Origin of the sequence: Actinomadura sp. NPDC049382 (assembly GCF_040677125.1) — a bacterium.
Lineage (GTDB): Bacteria > Actinomycetota > Actinomycetes > Streptosporangiales > Streptosporangiaceae > Spirillospora > Spirillospora geliboluensis.
This window is the reverse complement of record NZ_JBFARO010000108.1, coordinates 11,922-26,998: the sequence shown is the minus strand read 5'-3', so window position 1 is coordinate 26,998 and position 15,077 is coordinate 11,922. Positions and strand designations below refer to the sequence as shown.

General features: G+C 75.4%; 18 protein-coding genes. 8 read left to right on the top strand and 10 right to left on the bottom strand.

What is annotated here, in order from left to right:
* Positions 1-8: 8 nt before the first annotated feature.
* The 3 genes from lnt to AB0K34_RS36650 all read left to right on the top strand — a co-directional run bounded on the left by lnt (position 9) and on the right by AB0K34_RS36650 (position 2,989).
* Positions 9-1,595, top strand: a complete 1,587-nt coding sequence (gene lnt / locus AB0K34_RS36660) for an apolipoprotein N-acyltransferase (protein ID WP_364553372.1) — start codon at positions 9-11, stop codon at positions 1,593-1,595.
* Positions 1,596-1,600: 5 nt separating this feature from the next.
* A complete protein-coding gene (locus tag AB0K34_RS36655; RefSeq protein WP_138642124.1) occupies positions 1,601-2,347 on the top strand; it encodes a polyprenol monophosphomannose synthase in 747 nt (248 codons plus the stop codon).
* Between the two features lie 81 nt (positions 2,348-2,428).
* On the top strand, positions 2,429-2,989 hold the full coding sequence (locus AB0K34_RS36650) for an FxsA family protein (protein ID WP_138642123.1): 561 nt from the start codon (positions 2,429-2,431) through the stop codon (positions 2,987-2,989).
* Between the two features lie 92 nt (positions 2,990-3,081).
* On the opposite strand, the gene AB0K34_RS36645 is transcribed toward AB0K34_RS36650, so the two are convergent.
* From AB0K34_RS36645 to AB0K34_RS36635, 3 genes are read right to left on the bottom strand one after another with little or no spacing between them, the layout of a single operon-like run.
* Positions 3,082-3,867: an ABC transporter permease gene (locus AB0K34_RS36645; RefSeq protein ID WP_138642122.1), complete on the bottom strand. Its 786-nt coding sequence runs from the start codon at positions 3,865-3,867 to the stop codon at positions 3,082-3,084.
* Complete coding sequence (locus AB0K34_RS36640) at positions 3,864-5,327, bottom strand: ABC transporter permease subunit (RefSeq protein ID WP_301177180.1); 1,464 nt, start codon at positions 5,325-5,327, stop codon at positions 3,864-3,866. Before AB0K34_RS36640 ends, AB0K34_RS36645 begins: the two co-directional genes overlap by 4 nt.
* Positions 5,324-6,253, bottom strand: coding sequence for an ATP-binding cassette domain-containing protein (locus AB0K34_RS36635; protein WP_301177179.1), 930 nt, complete (start codon positions 6,251-6,253; stop codon positions 5,324-5,326). The genes AB0K34_RS36640 and AB0K34_RS36635 overlap by 4 nt, the downstream gene beginning before the upstream one ends.
* 136 nt (positions 6,254-6,389) lie before the next feature.
* Here AB0K34_RS36635 and AB0K34_RS36630 point away from each other — a divergent pair, with 136 nt between their 5' ends.
* Both AB0K34_RS36630 and AB0K34_RS36625 read left to right on the top strand, forming a co-directional pair.
* Positions 6,390-7,382, top strand: a complete 993-nt coding sequence (locus AB0K34_RS36630; RefSeq protein ID WP_205719672.1) for a sensor histidine kinase — start codon at positions 6,390-6,392, stop codon at positions 7,380-7,382.
* On the top strand, positions 7,379-8,041 hold the full coding sequence (locus tag AB0K34_RS36625) for a response regulator transcription factor (RefSeq protein ID WP_205719671.1): 663 nt from the start codon (positions 7,379-7,381) through the stop codon (positions 8,039-8,041). Before AB0K34_RS36630 ends, AB0K34_RS36625 begins: the two co-directional genes overlap by 4 nt.
* 81 nt (positions 8,042-8,122) lie before the next feature.
* Here AB0K34_RS36625 and AB0K34_RS36620 read toward each other — a convergent pair whose 3' ends face one another.
* The 3 genes from AB0K34_RS36620 to AB0K34_RS36610 form a co-directional block, all read right to left on the bottom strand.
* Positions 8,123-8,467, bottom strand: coding sequence for an RNA polymerase-binding protein RbpA (locus AB0K34_RS36620; RefSeq protein ID WP_067802035.1), 345 nt, complete (start codon positions 8,465-8,467; stop codon positions 8,123-8,125).
* Positions 8,468-8,608: 141 nt separating this feature from the next.
* A complete protein-coding gene (locus AB0K34_RS36615) occupies positions 8,609-9,214 on the bottom strand; it encodes an ATP-dependent Clp protease proteolytic subunit (RefSeq protein ID WP_138641388.1) in 606 nt (201 codons plus the stop codon).
* The gene (locus AB0K34_RS36610) at positions 9,211-9,774 is read right to left on the bottom strand and encodes an ATP-dependent Clp protease proteolytic subunit (RefSeq protein WP_171069434.1); all 564 of its coding nucleotides are present in this window, start codon (positions 9,772-9,774) and stop codon (positions 9,211-9,213) included. Before AB0K34_RS36610 ends, AB0K34_RS36615 begins: the two co-directional genes overlap by 4 nt.
* 175 nt (positions 9,775-9,949) lie before the next feature.
* On the opposite strand from AB0K34_RS36610, the gene AB0K34_RS36605 reads away from it, so the two are divergent.
* Positions 9,950-10,222: a type II toxin-antitoxin system Phd/YefM family antitoxin gene (locus AB0K34_RS36605; RefSeq protein WP_301177178.1), complete on the top strand. Its 273-nt coding sequence runs from the start codon at positions 9,950-9,952 to the stop codon at positions 10,220-10,222.
* 49 nt (positions 10,223-10,271) lie between these two features.
* Here AB0K34_RS36605 and AB0K34_RS36600 read toward each other — a convergent pair whose 3' ends face one another.
* Positions 10,272-11,243, bottom strand: coding sequence for a helix-turn-helix domain-containing protein (locus AB0K34_RS36600; RefSeq protein WP_138641385.1), 972 nt, complete (start codon positions 11,241-11,243; stop codon positions 10,272-10,274).
* 89 nt (positions 11,244-11,332) lie between these two features.
* Here AB0K34_RS36600 and AB0K34_RS36595 point away from each other — a divergent pair, with 89 nt between their 5' ends.
* Positions 11,333-12,151 carry a dienelactone hydrolase family protein gene (locus tag AB0K34_RS36595; RefSeq protein ID WP_138641384.1) on the top strand — a complete coding sequence of 273 codons (819 nt, stop codon included), beginning with the start codon at positions 11,333-11,335 and terminating at the stop codon, positions 12,149-12,151.
* On the opposite strand, the gene AB0K34_RS36590 is transcribed toward AB0K34_RS36595, so the two are convergent.
* Genes AB0K34_RS36590 through AB0K34_RS36580 form a run of 3 tightly spaced genes read right to left on the bottom strand, consistent with a single transcriptional unit; the run spans position 12,148 to position 14,737 of the window.
* Positions 12,148-13,212 (bottom strand): membrane dipeptidase, encoded by a 1,065-nt coding sequence (locus tag AB0K34_RS36590; protein ID WP_240808528.1) that lies wholly within the window; start codon positions 13,210-13,212, stop codon positions 12,148-12,150. The two genes, AB0K34_RS36595 and AB0K34_RS36590, sit on opposite strands and share 4 nt — an antisense overlap.
* 33 nt (positions 13,213-13,245) lie before the next feature.
* Complete coding sequence (locus AB0K34_RS36585) at positions 13,246-13,926, bottom strand: hypothetical protein (RefSeq protein WP_301177177.1); 681 nt, start codon at positions 13,924-13,926, stop codon at positions 13,246-13,248.
* Between the two features lie 10 nt (positions 13,927-13,936).
* Positions 13,937-14,737, bottom strand: a complete 801-nt coding sequence (locus tag AB0K34_RS36580; RefSeq protein ID WP_301177176.1) for a glycerophosphodiester phosphodiesterase — start codon at positions 14,735-14,737, stop codon at positions 13,937-13,939.
* A gap of 116 nt (positions 14,738-14,853) precedes the next feature.
* Between AB0K34_RS36580 and AB0K34_RS36575 the strand changes: the two genes are divergently transcribed.
* Positions 14,854-15,075, top strand: coding sequence for an EF-hand domain-containing protein (locus AB0K34_RS36575; RefSeq protein ID WP_301177175.1), 222 nt, complete (start codon positions 14,854-14,856; stop codon positions 15,073-15,075).
* The last annotated feature ends 2 nt before the right edge of the window (positions 15,076-15,077 follow it).

Here is a 15,077-nt window from a genome sequence, read left to right as displayed (position 1 = left end):
GCGGGCGGCTGAGCCGGCTGCGCGGCGCGGTGCGGCGCGGCGGCCGCGCGGGCTGGCCCCGCACCCTGCTGGCCGTCGCCGCCGGCCTCGCCATGTGGCTGGCGTTCCCGCCGCTCGACCTCACCCCGCTCGCCCCCGCCGGCGTCGCGCTGCTCACCCTCGTGCTGCGGGGCCTGCCGGCCCGCACCTGCGCCTGGATCGCCTTCGTCGCCGGCGCCGCGTTCTTCCTGCCCGTCCTGGAGGGCATCTCCGCGATCGGCCCGGACGGCTGGATCGTGCTCAGCCTCGTCCAGGCGCTCTACTTCCTGCCGCTGGGCGCGGGCATCGCGGTCGTGACCCGGCTGCCCGCCTGGCCGCTGTGGACGGCCGCGCTGTGGGTCGGCGAGGAGCTGATCCGCGGCCGGGTCCCGTTCGGCGGGTTCCCGTGGGCGCGGCTGGCCTTCAGCCAGACCGCCACGCCCCTCACCCCGTACGCGTCCTACGGCGGCGCGCCCCTGGTGACGTTCGTGACGGCCCTGATCGGCGGGCTGCTCGCCTACGCCGCCGTCGCCGCGCACCGCGCCCGCGCCGCCCGCCGCGCCGCCGCCCCCGCCGAGGGGGAGGAGCGCCCGCCGTCGCCGCGCCGGGCGCTGGTCCCGGCCGCGGCCTCCCTCGCGCTGATCGCCGCGCTCGCCGGCGGCGGCCTGCTGATCCCCACCCCCGCCTCGGGGCGCCCCGTCACCGTCGCGGTGATCCAGGGCAACGTCCCGCGCCTCGGCCTGGACTTCCTCGGCCAGCGCAAGGCCGTCCTGAACAACCACGTCAAGGCCACCCACGAGCTGGCCGCCCGGGTCCGCGCCGGCGAGCTGCCCCGCCCCGAACTGGTGGTGTGGCCCGAGAACGCCAGCGACCTGGACCCCTACGCCGAACCCGACGCCTACACCGCCATCGACGGCGCGGTGAAGGACGTCGGCGTCCCCGTCCTGGTCGGCGCCCTCACCGACACCCCCGACGGCGAGAAGGTCGAGAACCGCGGCATCGTCTGGGACCCGCGCAGCGGCCCCGGCGACTACTACGTCAAGCGGCACCCCGTCCCGTTCGGGGAGTACCTGCCGTTCCGCGACGTCCTCACCAAGCTGATCACCCGGTTCGAGCGGATCCCCCGCGACTTCGCCAAGGGCACCCGCTCGGGCGTCATGCGGCTCGGCCCGGTCACCGTCGGCGATGTCATCTGCTTCGAGGTCGCCTACGACACCGAGGTCCGGGACGTGGCGGCGGGCAACCTGCTGGTCGTGCAGACCAACAACGCCACCTACGGCCGCACCACCCTGCCGCCGCAGCAGATCGCGATGTCCCGGCTGCGCGCGGTCGAACATGGCCGTACGATCTTGGTTGCCGCGACCAGCGGGATCAGCGCGATCGTCGCCCCGGACGGCCGGATGCTCGACGAGTCACGCGAGTTCGTCCCCGACATCCAGGTCAGGACCGTCCCGGCGCGCACCGCGCGGACGCTCGCGGACCGGGTCGGCGCGGCGCCGGAGTGGGCGCTGGCGGCGCTCGGGCTCGGCGCCGTCCTCGCGGCGGCATGGACAGCCAGGAAGAACGAGGGGAATTGACACCGATGGAGATCCCAGCCGCCCTGGGCCGGGTGCTCGTGATCATCCCGACCTACAACGAGCGGGACAACATCGAGCGCATCGCCGGCCGGGTCCGCGCGGCCGTCCCGTCGGTGGACGTCCTGGTGGTCGACGACGCCAGCCCCGACGGCACCGGCGAGGTCGCCGACGCGATGGCCGCGGCCGACGAGCAGATCCAGGTGCTGCACCGCGAGGGCAAGGACGGCCTCGGCCCCGCCTACATCGCCGGGTTCCGGTGGGCCGCCGAGCACGGCTACGACGTCATGGTGGAGATGGACGCCGACGGCTCCCACCAGCCCGAGGAGCTGCCGCGGCTGCTGGCCGCGCTGGAGGACGCCGACCTGGTCATCGGCGCCCGCTGGGTCCCCGGCGGCAAGGTGCGCAACTGGCCGAAGCGGCGCGAGGCGCTGTCGCGCGGCGCCAACACCTACGCCCGCCTCATGCTCGGCATCCCCCTGCACGACGCGACCGCCGGCTACCGCGCGTTCCGCGCCGCGACGCTGGCCAAGATCGGGCTGGACGAGGTCGACTCGCGCGGCTACTGCTTCCAGATCGACCTGGCGCTGCGGGCCGTGCGGCAGGGGCTGCGCGTGGTGGAGGTGCCGATCACGTTCGTCGAGCGCGAGCACGGCACCAGCAAGATGAGCCGGGACGTGATGGCCGAGGCGGCGCTGCGCATCACCCAGTGGGGCATGTCCGACCGCGTCGGCAAGATCCGCCCGCCGCGCTGAACCCGTCCCGCGCGGGAAACGTTCGGGCCCGTCCCGGCGTTGTTCTAGGGGAGAGGGACACCCCGAACCGAAGATGAGGCCATGCCGCTGCTGCTGATCGTCCTGGGAATCCTGGCCGTGCCCGTGCTGGAGATCCTCGTGATCCTCCAGGTCGGCGCCGCGATCGGCGGCTGGGCCACGGCCGGGCTGCTGGTCGCCGAGGCCGTGCTCGGCGCGTGGCTCGTCCGGCGGGAGGGCCGCCGCGCCTGGGGCGCCCTGAACGACACCCTGCGCAGCGGCGTCCTGCAGGACCGCGAACTCGGCGACGCCGCGCTGGTCATGGCCGGTGGCATGCTGCTGCTGTTCCCCGGCTTCCTCACCGACGTGCCCGGGCTGCTGCTCGTGCTGCCGTTCACCCGCCCCCTCGCCCGCCGGGCCCTGTCCCGGTTCGCCGAGCGGCGGATGCGGGCGGCCGAGGAGCGCGCCGCCACGGTGTTCCCGCCCGGCCTCGGCGGCACCGGCTTCGACCCGTTCGGCCGCGGTCCGGGGCCCGAGCGCGTGGAGACCCCGCCGGGACCGGTGGTCCGCGGCGAGGTCATCCACGAGGACGGCGCCCGGGAGCAGGGCGTGCGCGAGGACGACGACACGGCGTCCCGCGCCTGACCGCGGCCCTGCTTGACCGCGGCCCTGCTTGACCGCGGCCCTGCTTGACCGCGGCGCTGCTTGACCGCGGAGCTGCTTGACCGCGGCGCTGCTCAGGCGTCCCGCAGCGCGAACAGCGCCCAGCCCGCCAGCAGCGCCGCCGCCGCGTAGCAGGCCAGCACGCCGAGGCCCGCCCACGGTCTGATCGGCAGCCGGTCAAGCCCGCGCGTCGCCTGCACCGCCAGGCCCGCCGTCATGGGCGCGGCCTTCTCCAGCCGCTCCTGCCAGGTGTCGCTCGCGGTGAGCCGGGTGAGGACCGGCACGATCCACAGCAGCGCCAGCACCGCGGTGATCGCCGCCGCCGGCTCGCGCAGCGCCGTCCCCGCCCCGAGCGACAGCAGCGCCACCAGGACCAGGTACAGCACCGTGCCGGCCGCGGCCCGCGCCGTCGGCCCGTCCAGCGGGGACAGCGGCGGATACCCGTTCGCCTCCGTGAACCCGTTCCCGGGCAGCAGGCCACGCCCCGCCGCCAGCGACGCCAGCACCCCGGCCGTCCCGGCGGCGGCCACCGCGCCCGCGACCACGGCGGCCTTGGCGGCCAGCACCGCGGCCCGCCGCGGCACCGCCGCCAGCGTCGCCGCGATCGTCCCGGTGGCGTACTCGCCGCCGACCGCGAGGACCCCGAGCACCACCGCCGCGACCTGCCCGATCTGGACGCCCGACAGCGCCAGCTTGGGCGTGTCCTCCATGCAGCCGGCGGGGCTGGTGCAGTGCGAGGTGTCGACCGACCCCGTCACGGCGGCGCCCACGGCCGCCGTGAGGCCCGCCAGCGCCAGCAGCATCCACCAGGTGCTCGGCAGCGTCCGCAGCTTCGTCCACTCCGCGTGCACCGCCCTCATGCGTCCCGCCGCCTCAGCAGCCACGCCGCGAGCGCCAGCGCCGCAGCCGTGTACGCGCACAGCACCCCGAACCCGGCCCACGGCGCGATCGCCCGGTCGAACCGCGTGACGGTCTGCTGGATCGCGAACCCGGCCGCCGGGGTGGCCCGCTCCAGCCACCGCGCCGCCGACAGCGGCAGCGCCGTCGCGACGATCTGCGGGACGAGCAGGAGCAGCAGCACGAGCGTGATCGCGGGCGCGCTGCGCCGCACGATCACCGCGACCGCCAGCGAGAACACCGCGATCACCGCGAGCAGCGCCGCCGTGCCGAGGACCGCCCGCAGCACCGCGCCGTCCGACAGGGGCGGCGGCGCCAGGCCGTGCGAGCGCAGGACCGGCCCGGCCGGCAGCACCGCGCCGAACGCCGCGACCAGCCCGGCCGCCAGCGCCGCCAGGCCCACCACCAGCGCCTTGGCCGCCAGCACCCGGCCGCGCCGGGGGCTCGCCGCGAACGTCGTGCGCAGCATCCCGCGCCGGTACTCGGCAGTCATGAACAGCACCGCGAGCGCGACGATCGCCGCCTGCCCGACCAGGACGCCGGTGAGGGTGGTCTTGGTGATGTCGTCGGCGAACAGGTCGGGGCCGATGTCGCCCGTCCCCTTCAGCGTGAACGCCCCGCCGGTCTGGGTGCGCCCGTCCGCGTCCGGGTCGGCGGCGGGCCCGCCCGGCGCCCCCCGGTCCCGCCAGGACGCCCCCGGCGCCGCCGGAGACACCGCCACGTGGTCGAACGTCGCCCGGGTGGCGCCCGGCGCCCCGGACACGCTCTCGCCGCCGAACTGGCGCCGCACCTCCACCTGGTCGGGGACGGCCACGACCATCCCCGCCAGCGCCTGCCGCGGCAGCCCCTCCAGCCGCACCGAGCCGACCCGGTGCCAGGAGCGCCCGTCCGCCGAGTCGTAGCCCGTCACCGTCGCGCCGGAGCGGGCCAGCTTCAACCAGCGCGGCGCCACGGCCGTTCCTCCGCCCGCGCCGCCGCCCTCGTACCCGGTCTGCAACCGGACGCCGTGGCCCGGCGTCACCACCAGCGCCGCGTAAGGGGTGCCGCGCTCGGCGCTGCCCCGGATCATCAGCCCGGCCTTCGCCCAGGCGCCGCCGCCCTCCTGCGCGGCGACCCGCGCGACGACCGCGCCGTCCCCGGCGAGGGGCAGGTAGGTGAAGTGGCCCAGGTCGAACGTGCCGGACGAGTGCTCGGCCGCCGGCCCGCCGCCCGGCCCGCCCGACCCGGTCGACTCGCTGCCCGCCGCCGACAGCAGCGCCACCAGCACCGTCAGCAGCACCGCCGCCGGCAGCGTCAGCATCCACCGGGGGACGGTCCGCAGCTTGGTCCACTCCGCCAGCAGCAGCCGCCCGAACCCGTCGCGCGCCTCCGCCCGCACGGTGCTGCGGTACACCGTGCCCGCCTCGGGCGCCGGGGCACTCACTGCGCCTCCCGCCCGGTCAGGGCCTGGAACTCCACCGCGTCCCGCGTCAGCTCCATGTACGCCTCCTCCAGCGACGCCCGGTGCTCGGAGATCCCGCTGAACCCCACCCCGGCGCCGGTCAGCAGCGCGACGATCCGCTCGGCGGGCAGGCCCGCGACCGTCACCGCGTCCCGCCCCGCCGCCGCCACGGTGGCGCCCGCGCGGGCCAGCACCGTCATCGCCTCCTGCCGCTCGGCGGTGCGCAGCTCCACCCGCCCGCCGGACGCCGCCGCCAGCAGGTCGGCGACGCTGGTGTCGGCGATCAGCCGGCCCCGCCCGATCACCACCAGGTGGTCGGCGCCGCCCTCCAGCTCGCTCATCAGGTGGCTGGACACCAGCACCGCCCGCCCCTCGGCGGCCAGCGACCGCAGCAGCCCCCGGATCCAGGTGATCCCCTCGGGGTCCAGGCCGTTCACCGGCTCGTCGAACATCAGCGCCGGCGGGTCCCCGAGCAGCGCGGCGGCGATCCCCAGCCGCTGCCGCATGCCGAGCGAGAACCCGCCCGCCCGGCGCCGCGCCGCGCCGCCCAGCCCGGCCAGCTCGATCACCTCGTCCACCCGCCGCGCCGGCAGCCCGTTGGCGTGCGCCAGCCAGCGCAGATGGTCGCGGGCCCGCCGCGACGGGTGCACCGCCGCCGCGTCCAGCATCGCCCCGAGGCGGCACAGCGGCGTCCGCAGCGACCGGTACGGCCTGCCGCCGACGAGCGCCGCGCCGGCGTCCGGCCGGTCCAGCCCCATGATCATCCGCATGGTGGTGGACTTCCCGGCGCCGTTCGGGCCGACGAACCCGGTGACCTGACCGGGCCCGGCCGTGAACGACAGGTCGTCCACGGCGACGGCGGCCCCGTACCGCTTGCGCAAGCCCCGCACTTCGATGGTTGCGTCCATGATCCGGCAGGCTACGGACCGCCGCGGGCCCGCGTCGTCCCGCCGCGGAGGCGTCTTGGGCGGCGGGGGACGGGGGACGCGGGGTCCCCCTCGGGAGGGACGCCGCCGCGCCGCCGTCCACGCCACAATGGCGTGCGTGGGGGAGACCGACGGGTGGCCGCGATGGCCGGCGGCCGGCGCCTGCCTGGCCGCGGCGGGCGTGGCGGAGGCCGTCCTGCGCACCCACGGCTCCGGCGTGGTGCTGTCCCTGGCGATCGCGGTGGACGTGTTCGCGACGCTGCCGCTGGCCGCCGTCCGCGACCGGCCCGGCGCGGCCGCCGCCGTGATCACCGTCGCCGCGGCCGCCGCGTGCGCGCTGCACCGCGGCCCCGCCGTCGCCGCCCTGACCGCCCTGGCCGCCGTGTGGACGGTGCTGCTGCTGCGGCGGATCCGGCGGCGCCGCGCCGCCGCCGCCGCGCTGGCCGCGTCCCGCCGCGCGTTCGAGAGCACGCTCCTGGAGCACACCGCGCGCGGCGAGCGCGCCCGCATCGCCCGCGAGCTCCACGACGTCGTCGCCCATCACATCTCGATGATCTCCGTGCAGGCCGAGACGGCGCGGCTCGCCGTGCCCGGCATGCCCGCCGAGGGCGCCGAGCGGCTGCTGGCCATCGGCGACACCGCCCGCACCGCGCTCACCGAGATGCGCCGGCTGCTCGGCGTGCTGCGCGAGGACGCCGGCGCCGAACCCGACCGCCGCCCGCAGCCGGGCCTGCAGCAGCTCCTCGACCTCGTCGACCAGACCCGCGAGTCCGGCGCCGGCGCGGTCCGGCTGATCGTCCGCGGGGACGTCGCCGCCCTCGACCCCGGCCTGGAGCTCGCCGCCTACCGGATCGCGCAGGAGGCGCTGACCAACGCCCGCAGGCACGCCCCCGGCGCCGCCGTCGACGTGGAGATCGACTACGCGCCGGGCGCGCTGCGGGTGACCGTCCGCGACAACGGCCCCGGCCCCGCGCGGGCGGACGGATCCGCCGGGCACGGGCTGCTCGGCATGCGCGAGCGCGCCGCCGCCGCGGGCGGGGAGCTGCGCACCGGCCCCGGGCCGCTCGGCGGGTTCCTGGTCGAGGCCGTCCTGCCGGTGGAGGCGCCGTGACCGTGCGCGTGGTGGTCGCCGACGACCAGGAGGTCGTCCGCGCCGGGTTCGGGGCGCTGCTCGGCACCCAGCCGGACCTGGCCGTCGTGGCGACCGCGTCCGACGGCGCCGAGACGCTCCGGGCGTGCCGCGAGCACCGGCCCGACGTCGTGCTGATGGACGTGCGGATGCCCGTCATGGACGGCATCGAGGCCACCCGCCGCGTCACCGCCGAACCCGACCCGCCGCGGGTGCTGATGCTGACCACCTTCGACCTCGACGAGCACGTCTACGCCGCCCTCGTCGCCGGGGCCAGCGGCTTCCTGCTCAAGGACGTCACCGCCGAGCGGCTGTTCGACGCCGTCCGCGTCGTCGCCGCCGGGGACGCGCTGCTCGCCCCGGCCGTCACCCGCCGCCTCATCGGCGAGTTCGCCCGGCTGCGGCCCCGCCCGCCCGAGCCGGACGTCCTGGACGCCCTCACGCCCCGCGAGACCGACGTGCTGCGCCTGGTCGCCACGGGCCTGTCCAACGCCGAGATCGCCGGGCGCCTGGTGGTGGGGGAGGAGACGGTGAAGACCCACGTCAGCCGGATCCTGCGCAAGCTCGGGCTCCGCGACCGGGTGCAGGCCGTCGTCACCGCCTACGAGAGCGGCCTCGTCAGGCCCCGCACGGGCCGCTGAGCGCCGGACCCCGGACATGGCAAGGGCCCGCACCGGCCGCCCGGTGCGGGCCCTTCCCACCGAAGATGAATCCCCCGTCCGCTAGGCGGACTTCCTGCGCCCCGCCCGCAGGATCTCCAGGCGCTCGGCGAGGACCTCCTCAAGGTCCTCGACGGTCCTGCGCTCCATGAGCATGTCCCAGTGGGTCCGCGGCGGCTTGCCCTTCTTGGCTTGGGGCAGCTCGCCGTCGACCCGCAGGGCGGTGGCGCCGCAGTTGCGGCATTCCCAGGTCATCGGCACCTCGGCCTCGGCGGCGAGCGTCACGGTGAACCGGTGGCCCTTCGTACAGGTGTAGTCCACCTCTTGCCGAGGGGCCAGATCGGTGTTGCGATCATTCTCGTAGCTCGTCGCTCCGAGTCGGGTGCCGCGAAGTGCGCGCTCGGCCATCGTCACGTGCCTCCCAGACGGCTTGCGGTCTTGCCCTCACCAACGCTGAACACCGTGACAAGATTCCCCCCGCCGGGGTGATCCAACCCTGCCGTTTCCGGCCGCGGCCCGGCGCGGGCGCGCGGACCGGGGCCCGCGGCCCTACCCGCGGCCGTCCAGGACCGCGTCGATCAGCCCGTACTCCTTGGCCTCCGCCGCGGTGAAGTACCGCTCCCGGTCCAGGTCGCGGCGCACCGCCGCGGCGTCGCGGCCGGTCGCCTCCGCCAGGATCGCCTCGGTCTGCGCCCGCAGCCGCAGCACCTCCCGCGCCTGGATGTCCAGGTCGGTGGCGTAGCCGCGGGACACCTCGACCTCCGGCTCGTGCAGCAGGATCCGCGCGCCCGGCAGCGCCTGCCGGCGGCCCGGCGAGCCCGCCGCCAGCAGCACCGCGGCCGCCGACCCGGCCTGCCCGACGCAGGTCGTCTCGATCTCGGGCCGGACGTAGCGCATCGTGTCGCAGATCGCGAGCATCGCCGTCAGCGACCCGCCCGGCGAGTTGATGTAGAGGGAGATGGGCCGGTCGGCGTCCATGCCCTCCAGCGCCAGCAGCTGCGCGGTGACGTCGTTGGCGCTGGTGTCGTCCACCGGCGCCCCGAGGAAGACGATCCGGTCCTCGAACATCCGGTTGTAGGGGTTGGTGTCCTTGCGGCCGTAGCTCGTCCGCTCCTCGTACTCGGGGACGAGGTACCGCCGTTCCGCCCTTGTCATGTGCCCACCCGGTCGGTGCTGTCGATGACGTGGTCGACGAAGCCGTACTCGCGGGCCTGCTCGGCGGTGAACCACCGGTCCCGGTCACTGTCGGCCTCGATGCGCTCCAGCGGCTGCCCGGTGTGCACCGCGGTCAGCTCCGCGAGCGTCCGCTTGAGGTAGAGCGACTGCTCGGCCTGGATCTTGATGTCGGACGCGGTGCCGCCGATGCCGCCGTGCGGCTGGTGCATCATCACCCGCGCGTGCCGCAGCGCGTACCGCTTGCCCGGCGCCCCGGCGCACAGCAGCGTCTGACCCATGGACGCCGCCATGCCCATCGCGACGGTGGATATGTCGTTCGGGACGAACTGCATCATGTCGTAGATCGCCATGCCGGCGTCCACGACCCCGCCGGGCGAGTTGATGTACAGCGTGATGTCGCGCCGCGCGTCCTGCGCCGCGAGCAGCAGCAACTGCGCGTTGATGCGGTTGGCGACCTGGTCGTCGACCTCGGTCCCGAGGAACACGATCCGCTGGGCCAGCAGCCGCTCGAACAGCTGGGCGTCCGCGATCCGCGGCATCTCCGCCACCGCCGCCCGCGACCTCCCCACGAACGTCTCCACCCGCCGCTGACCGCTCATGCGTCCTCCTAGGTCATCTGTACAGTACGTACAGATGGACAGTAATCTCGGGGAAGAGGGGCCGCCAGGCGGGGACGGCGAATTTCGCTATACGATGAATCACGTGGAAGTTCCGGTGACCGAAGCACGTGCCGAGTTCGCGGACCTGGTGAACCGGGTCGCCTACACGGGCGAGCCCGTCAAGCTGACCCGCCGCGGCAAGGTGATGGCCGCGCTGGTCTCCCCGGAGGACCTGGAACTCCTCGAGGCGATCCGCGCCCAGCGCCACGACCTCCAGGTCGGCGGGGCGGTCCCGCCGGGCCAGCCGTCCCGGCCCGCGGAGCGCACCCGGCCCCAACCGCCGATGCGCATCGCCGCCGAGTACCGCCCACCCGGCTTCAACCGCTGACCCCACCCCACCTCGGCGGTTCGTGCGCAGCCTGCCACGTGGGCGCCCGTCAGCCCGTCCGGCGCCGGAAGGCGGTGCGGTAGTCGCGCGGGCGCCGTCCGGTGTGCCGGGCGAAGAGAGCCGAGAAGGTTCCGGGGTCGCGGTAGCCGACCGCGGCGGCGATGGCGGCGACGGTGCCGTCCGTGGTCTCCAGGAGGTGGCGGGCGCGGCGGATCCGGGAGGTCTGCAGGTACTCCAGCGGGCTCTGCCCGGTCTCCTGCGCGAAGCGGCGCAGCAGCGTCCGGGTGCTGACCTGGAAGGCCTCCGCCAGTGCGGCGAGGTCGTACCGGGCGGCGAGGTTCTGGTCGAGCCACCGCATGACCCTGCGGGAGAACTCGTGCCCCGGCCGCGGGAGGAGCCCGGCGTCGACGTAGGGGGCCTGGGACGACCGTGCGTCGTCGACGAGCGCCACCCGCGCGGTCCTCCGGGCCACGCCCGCGCCGCTGTGGCGGCGGATCAGCTCCAGCGCGAAGTCGTACATGGCGCTGAAGGCGGCGGTCGTCGTCACACCCGCGTCGGTGACGACCAGCCGTTCGGGCCGGACGTCGGCGTCCGGGCAGCGCCGTGCCAGCTCGTCCGCGAAGAGCCACGCCGTCGTCGCGCGCCGCCGCTCGAGCAGGCCCGCTTCGGCCAGCAGGAACGCCCCGACGCAGATCGCGACGACGGCCCCGCCCGCGGCGGCGTGGGAGCGGATCGCCGCGATCTCGGGGCCCAGCGACGCCAGTTTCGCGTCCACGTCGAGGCCGGGCGCGAGTTCGAAGCCGGGCACGACCAGGACGTCGACGGCGCGCAGCGGGGAGACCGCCAGCACGGTGCCGCCGGACGCGGCGACGCGGCGGCGGGGCGAGACGACCGAGACCTCGTAGCCGTCGCGGCCGGGGCCGGCGATGTGCGCGGCCATCGTCAGGAGGTCGGGGACGCCGAACACCTCCGACGCGAAGCACTCCGGATAGGCCAGCACCCCGACTCGCAACGCGCTCATCCCCGCCTCCTCTTCGCTGGCGAGATTACCCCTGTGAATGGCGATCCGGCCTATCCCGGTGCGAGGGGGCGGCGGTCCAGGCTTGTCCCATGAACGCGACCAACGTGAGTCTTGACGACGCGATCACGGACTTCTCCCGCCGGCGGGTGGAGGTCGACGGGGTGGTGAAGACGGTGTACGTCTCCGGGGACGGGCCGGGCGTCGTACTGATGCCGGAGATGCCCGGCATCAGCCCGGACGTCCTGCGGCTGGCGCGGTGGGTGCGGGACGCGGGGTTCACCGTGCACGTGCCCTCGCTGTTCGGCGACGACGGCGCCTACCCCACGGCCGAGGGCGGGCAGGAGGTCGTCCGCCGCGCGTGCGTCAGCGCCGAGTTCCGCGCCTTCGCCGGCGGCGGCAGCAGCCCCGTCACCGCGTGGCTGCGCGGCCTCGCGCGGCAGGCGCACGGCGAGTGCGGCGGCCCGGGAGTGGGCGCGATCGGCCTGTGCTTCACCGGCAACTTCGCCCTGACGATGACGCTCGAGCCGTCCGTCATCGCGCCGGTGGTCAACCATCCCTCGCTGCCCTTGGACGACCCCGCGGGCCTCGAGATCAGCGACGAGGACGCCCGCGCCGTGCGGGAGCGCGTCGAGCGCGACGGGCTCACGGTCCTCGCCTACCGGTTCGACAACGACCGCTGGTGCACCGGCCAGCGCTTCGCCGCCTACCGGAGGCTGCTGGGGGACGCCTTCGACGGCCGCGTCCTGCCGGGCGGCGCCGCCAACACCGACCCGCCCCCGTTCTTCCGCGACGTCGTCCAGACCCCCCACAGCGTCACCACCGCCCACCTGGTCGACGAGGACGGCCACCCCACCCTGCGCGCGAGGGACGAGATCATCGCCTACCTGACGGCCCGCCTGCGCCCCTAGGCGGGGCGGCCCAGTTCCTTGCGGAAGAGGTGGTGGACGTTCTCGCCGAGGATCTTGCGGATGTCGGGCTCGGTGTGGCCGCGGCGGAGCAGGGCCTCGGTGACCAGGGGGAGGCCGCGCGGGCCGTCGAGGCCGGGGACGACGGCGTTGACGTCGAAACCGGCCAGGGCGCTCATGTCCTCGCAGCAGGGCGGGGTGAGCTCGTGGTTGACCTCGCGGATGAAGTCGGGGCCGAGGCCGACGTGGTCGATCCCCGCGACGGACGCCACGTGCTCGATGTGGTCGACGAGGCGGTCGACGGTGTAGCCCTCGGGGCCGGTGCTGAGGAAGCCCGCGACGAAGTTGACGCACACCACCCCGCCGGTGGCGGCGATGCCGCGGAGCTGGTCGTCGGTGAGGTTGCGGTGGTGGTCGCGCAGGGCCCGGGCCGAGGAGTGGGTGGCGATGACCGGGCGGGTGGCGAGTTCCAGGACGTGGGCGACGCCGGCGGCCCCGAGGTGGGAGACGTCGAAGACCACGCCGAGCCGCTCCAGTTCGGCCAGCGCGTCGACGCCGGCGGCGGTCAGGCGGCTGCCGGTGGCGTCCTCGCCGCTGCCGTCGGCGAGCGGGGTGCGGCCCCAGTGCGCGATCGAGGCCACCCGGACGCCCAGCCGGTGCAGGGTGGAGAACAGTTCCACGTTCGCGTCGAGGCCGGGGGCGCTCTCCAGGGCCAGCACCAGGGCGATCTTGCCGTCCGCGAGCGCCCCGTCGATGTCCTCGCCGTTCCGGCACAGGCTCACCTCGCCGGCGTTGCCCTCGGCCAGGACGTGGGCGGCCTCGACCATCCGGAGGGTCTCGCGCAGCGCGCCCTCCGGCCGGAACCGGTCGTCGATGAAGACCGGGAGGACCTGCAGGTCCACGCCTCCGTCGCGGAGCTGGGGGAGCCAGCGCTCCCGGAAGAACCCGGCCCACTGCGCGGGCGGGCGGGCCGCCACGGCCATCAGCAGATCGTTGTGGGTGTCGGCGACGACGGCGCGGTGGTGGAGGTCGGCGGACATCTCGATCCCTTCTGTGCCGGACATGCGCAGCCTATGGCCGGTGCCGCGGGGCGCGGGTCAGGGGGCCGCGGGCTCCGGGGGCGGGAGGTAGGGGCGGAAGTGGTCGGCGACGAGGTCGGCGACGGCGGCGGCGTCGCGGGTGCCGTCGACCTCGATGACGCGGACGCCCAGGCGGCGGGCGGAGCGGACGGCGTCCGCGGCGACGAGGCGGTCGCGTTCGAGGCGGTTGGCCTGGGCGCGGGCGGGGTCGCTGAGGTCGTGGCCGAGGGCGGCGGCGCGGGGGAGGACGCGCTGCTGCCGGTCGCGGAACTCGTCGGTGGGGACCATGACGACCATGCGGCGGGGCGAGCCGGCGACCGGGACGACCAGTTCGGGGCGCAGCCCCCAGCCCTCGGCGATCACGGGGCGTCCGGAGACGAGGGCGCGCAGGTCGTCCAGGGCCCATGCGAACCGGACGGGGAAGCCGGCGAGGGTCTCGGCGGCCATGGCCTGCGGGGTGGTGTCGACCCAGGCGGCCTCGGGGTCCGGGCCGGCGGGCGGTTCGCCGAGGCGGACGCGGCGGGCGATGCGGCGGTCGTTGTGGCCGCGGGCGTCGTGGTAGTCGTAGCGGTAGGCGGTCAGCCCGTGCCGGACGGCCAGCAGCCGGGCCACGGTGGACTTGCCGGCCCATTGCCCGCCGCCGATCCACAGGGCGCGGGCGAGCGTGCCGGACGGGTCCCCGGCGTCGTCTCCTGGCACTGGGGCCTCCTCAGGCGGTGCCGTGGGGCCACAGGCCGCGGGCGGACATGATGCGGCGGAGGGTCAGCAGCTCGTCGGTCATGATGCCGTCGATGCCGAGGTCCAGGAGCCGTTCCATGGCGGCGGGGTCGTTGACCGTCCAGGCGTGGACTTGCAGCCCGAGCCGGTGGGCGTGGTCGATGAACGCCTCGGTGACGAACGGGACGGGCCCGAGGCCGTAGGGGACCTGGGCGCAGGCGACGCCGGTGGCGGCCAGCCGGACGAGCTTGGCGGCGGGGCCGCCATAGGAGCGGGCGCGCAGCGCCATCACGCCGCGGGGGCCGAGCGCCATGCACACGTCGCGGCCGGTGAACAGGGGGAGGCGGGCGCGCATCTGGGCCAGGCGGCGGGTGGAGAAGGAGGTGATGCACACCCGGTTCCAGGCGGCGGTGCGGTGCAGCGTCGTGGCGAGCGGGCCGATGACGTGGGCGTCCTTGAGGTCGATGTTGACGCGGGCGTCGGGGAAGGAGCCGAGGACCTCCTCCAGGCGGGGGATGGGCTCGGTGCCGGCGATGCGGGCCTTGGCGACCTCGGTGTAGGGCAGCCGGGAGATGGTGCCGGTGCGGTCGGTGACGCGGTCGAGGGTGCGGTCGTGGAAGGCGACGACGACGCCGTCGGCGGTGGCGTGGGCGTCGGTCTCCAGGTAGCGGTAGCCGAGGTCGGCGGCGCGCTGGAAGGCGGCCATCGAGTTCTCGGGCCGTCCGGCCGCGCCGCCGCGGTGGGCGAAGGGGATGGGGCCTTGGTGGTCGAGGAACTCGTACGAGCGGCGCACCCCTCCGATTATGGCGGACACGTCGATCAGCCTTGACCTTACTGTGTAAAGGGCGGGGGCGGGTGCCGCGGTGCTACGGTCGCCCCGCAAAAATCGATCAGCGAAGGAGCACCGGCATGGCGGACGTGAACGACTACAGGGCGACGTTCGAGCTCGTGGACGTCGACGGCGACGGCTACATCTCCACGGCGGAGCTGAAGAACCTGATGACCAAGCTCGGCCAGGACGTGACCGAGACGCGCGCGGTGGAGGTGGTCGTGGCCGCCGACGCCAACCGCGACGGGAAGATCTCCCTGGAGGAGTTCACGGCGCTGATGGAGGGGACCGCCCGGTCCTGACT

Bases quoted from the DNA above. Each gene is read 5' to 3' on its own strand.
- AB0K34_RS36655 (WP_138642124.1), top strand. From the start codon at position 1,601: ATGGAGATCCCAGCCGCCCTGGGCCGGGTGCTCGTGATCATCCCGACC.
- AB0K34_RS36650 (WP_138642123.1), top strand. From the start codon at position 2,429: ATGCCGCTGCTGCTGATCGTCCTGGGAATCCTGGCCGTGCCCGTGCTG.
- AB0K34_RS36645 (WP_138642122.1), bottom strand. From the start codon at position 3,867: ATGAGGGCGGTGCACGCGGAGTGGACGAAGCTGCGGACGCTGCCGAGC.
- AB0K34_RS36635 (WP_301177179.1), bottom strand. From the start codon at position 6,253: ATGGACGCAACCATCGAAGTGCGGGGCTTGCGCAAGCGGTACGGGGCC.
- AB0K34_RS36620 (WP_067802035.1), bottom strand. From the start codon at position 8,467: ATGGCCGAGCGCGCACTTCGCGGCACCCGACTCGGAGCGACGAGCTAC.
- AB0K34_RS36615 (WP_138641388.1), bottom strand. From the start codon at position 9,214: ATGACAAGGGCGGAACGGCGGTACCTCGTCCCCGAGTACGAGGAGCGG.
- AB0K34_RS36610 (WP_171069434.1), bottom strand. From the start codon at position 9,774: ATGCCGCGGATCGCGGACGCCCAGCTGTTCGAGCGGCTGCTGGCCCAG.
- AB0K34_RS36600 (WP_138641385.1), bottom strand. From the start codon at position 11,243: ATGAGCGCGTTGCGAGTCGGGGTGCTGGCCTATCCGGAGTGCTTCGCG.
- AB0K34_RS36595 (WP_138641384.1), top strand. From the start codon at position 11,333: ATGAACGCGACCAACGTGAGTCTTGACGACGCGATCACGGACTTCTCC.
- AB0K34_RS36590 (WP_240808528.1), bottom strand. From the start codon at position 13,212: ATGTCCGGCACAGAAGGGATCGAGATGTCCGCCGACCTCCACCACCGC.
- AB0K34_RS36575 (WP_301177175.1), top strand. From the start codon at position 14,854: ATGGCGGACGTGAACGACTACAGGGCGACGTTCGAGCTCGTGGACGTC.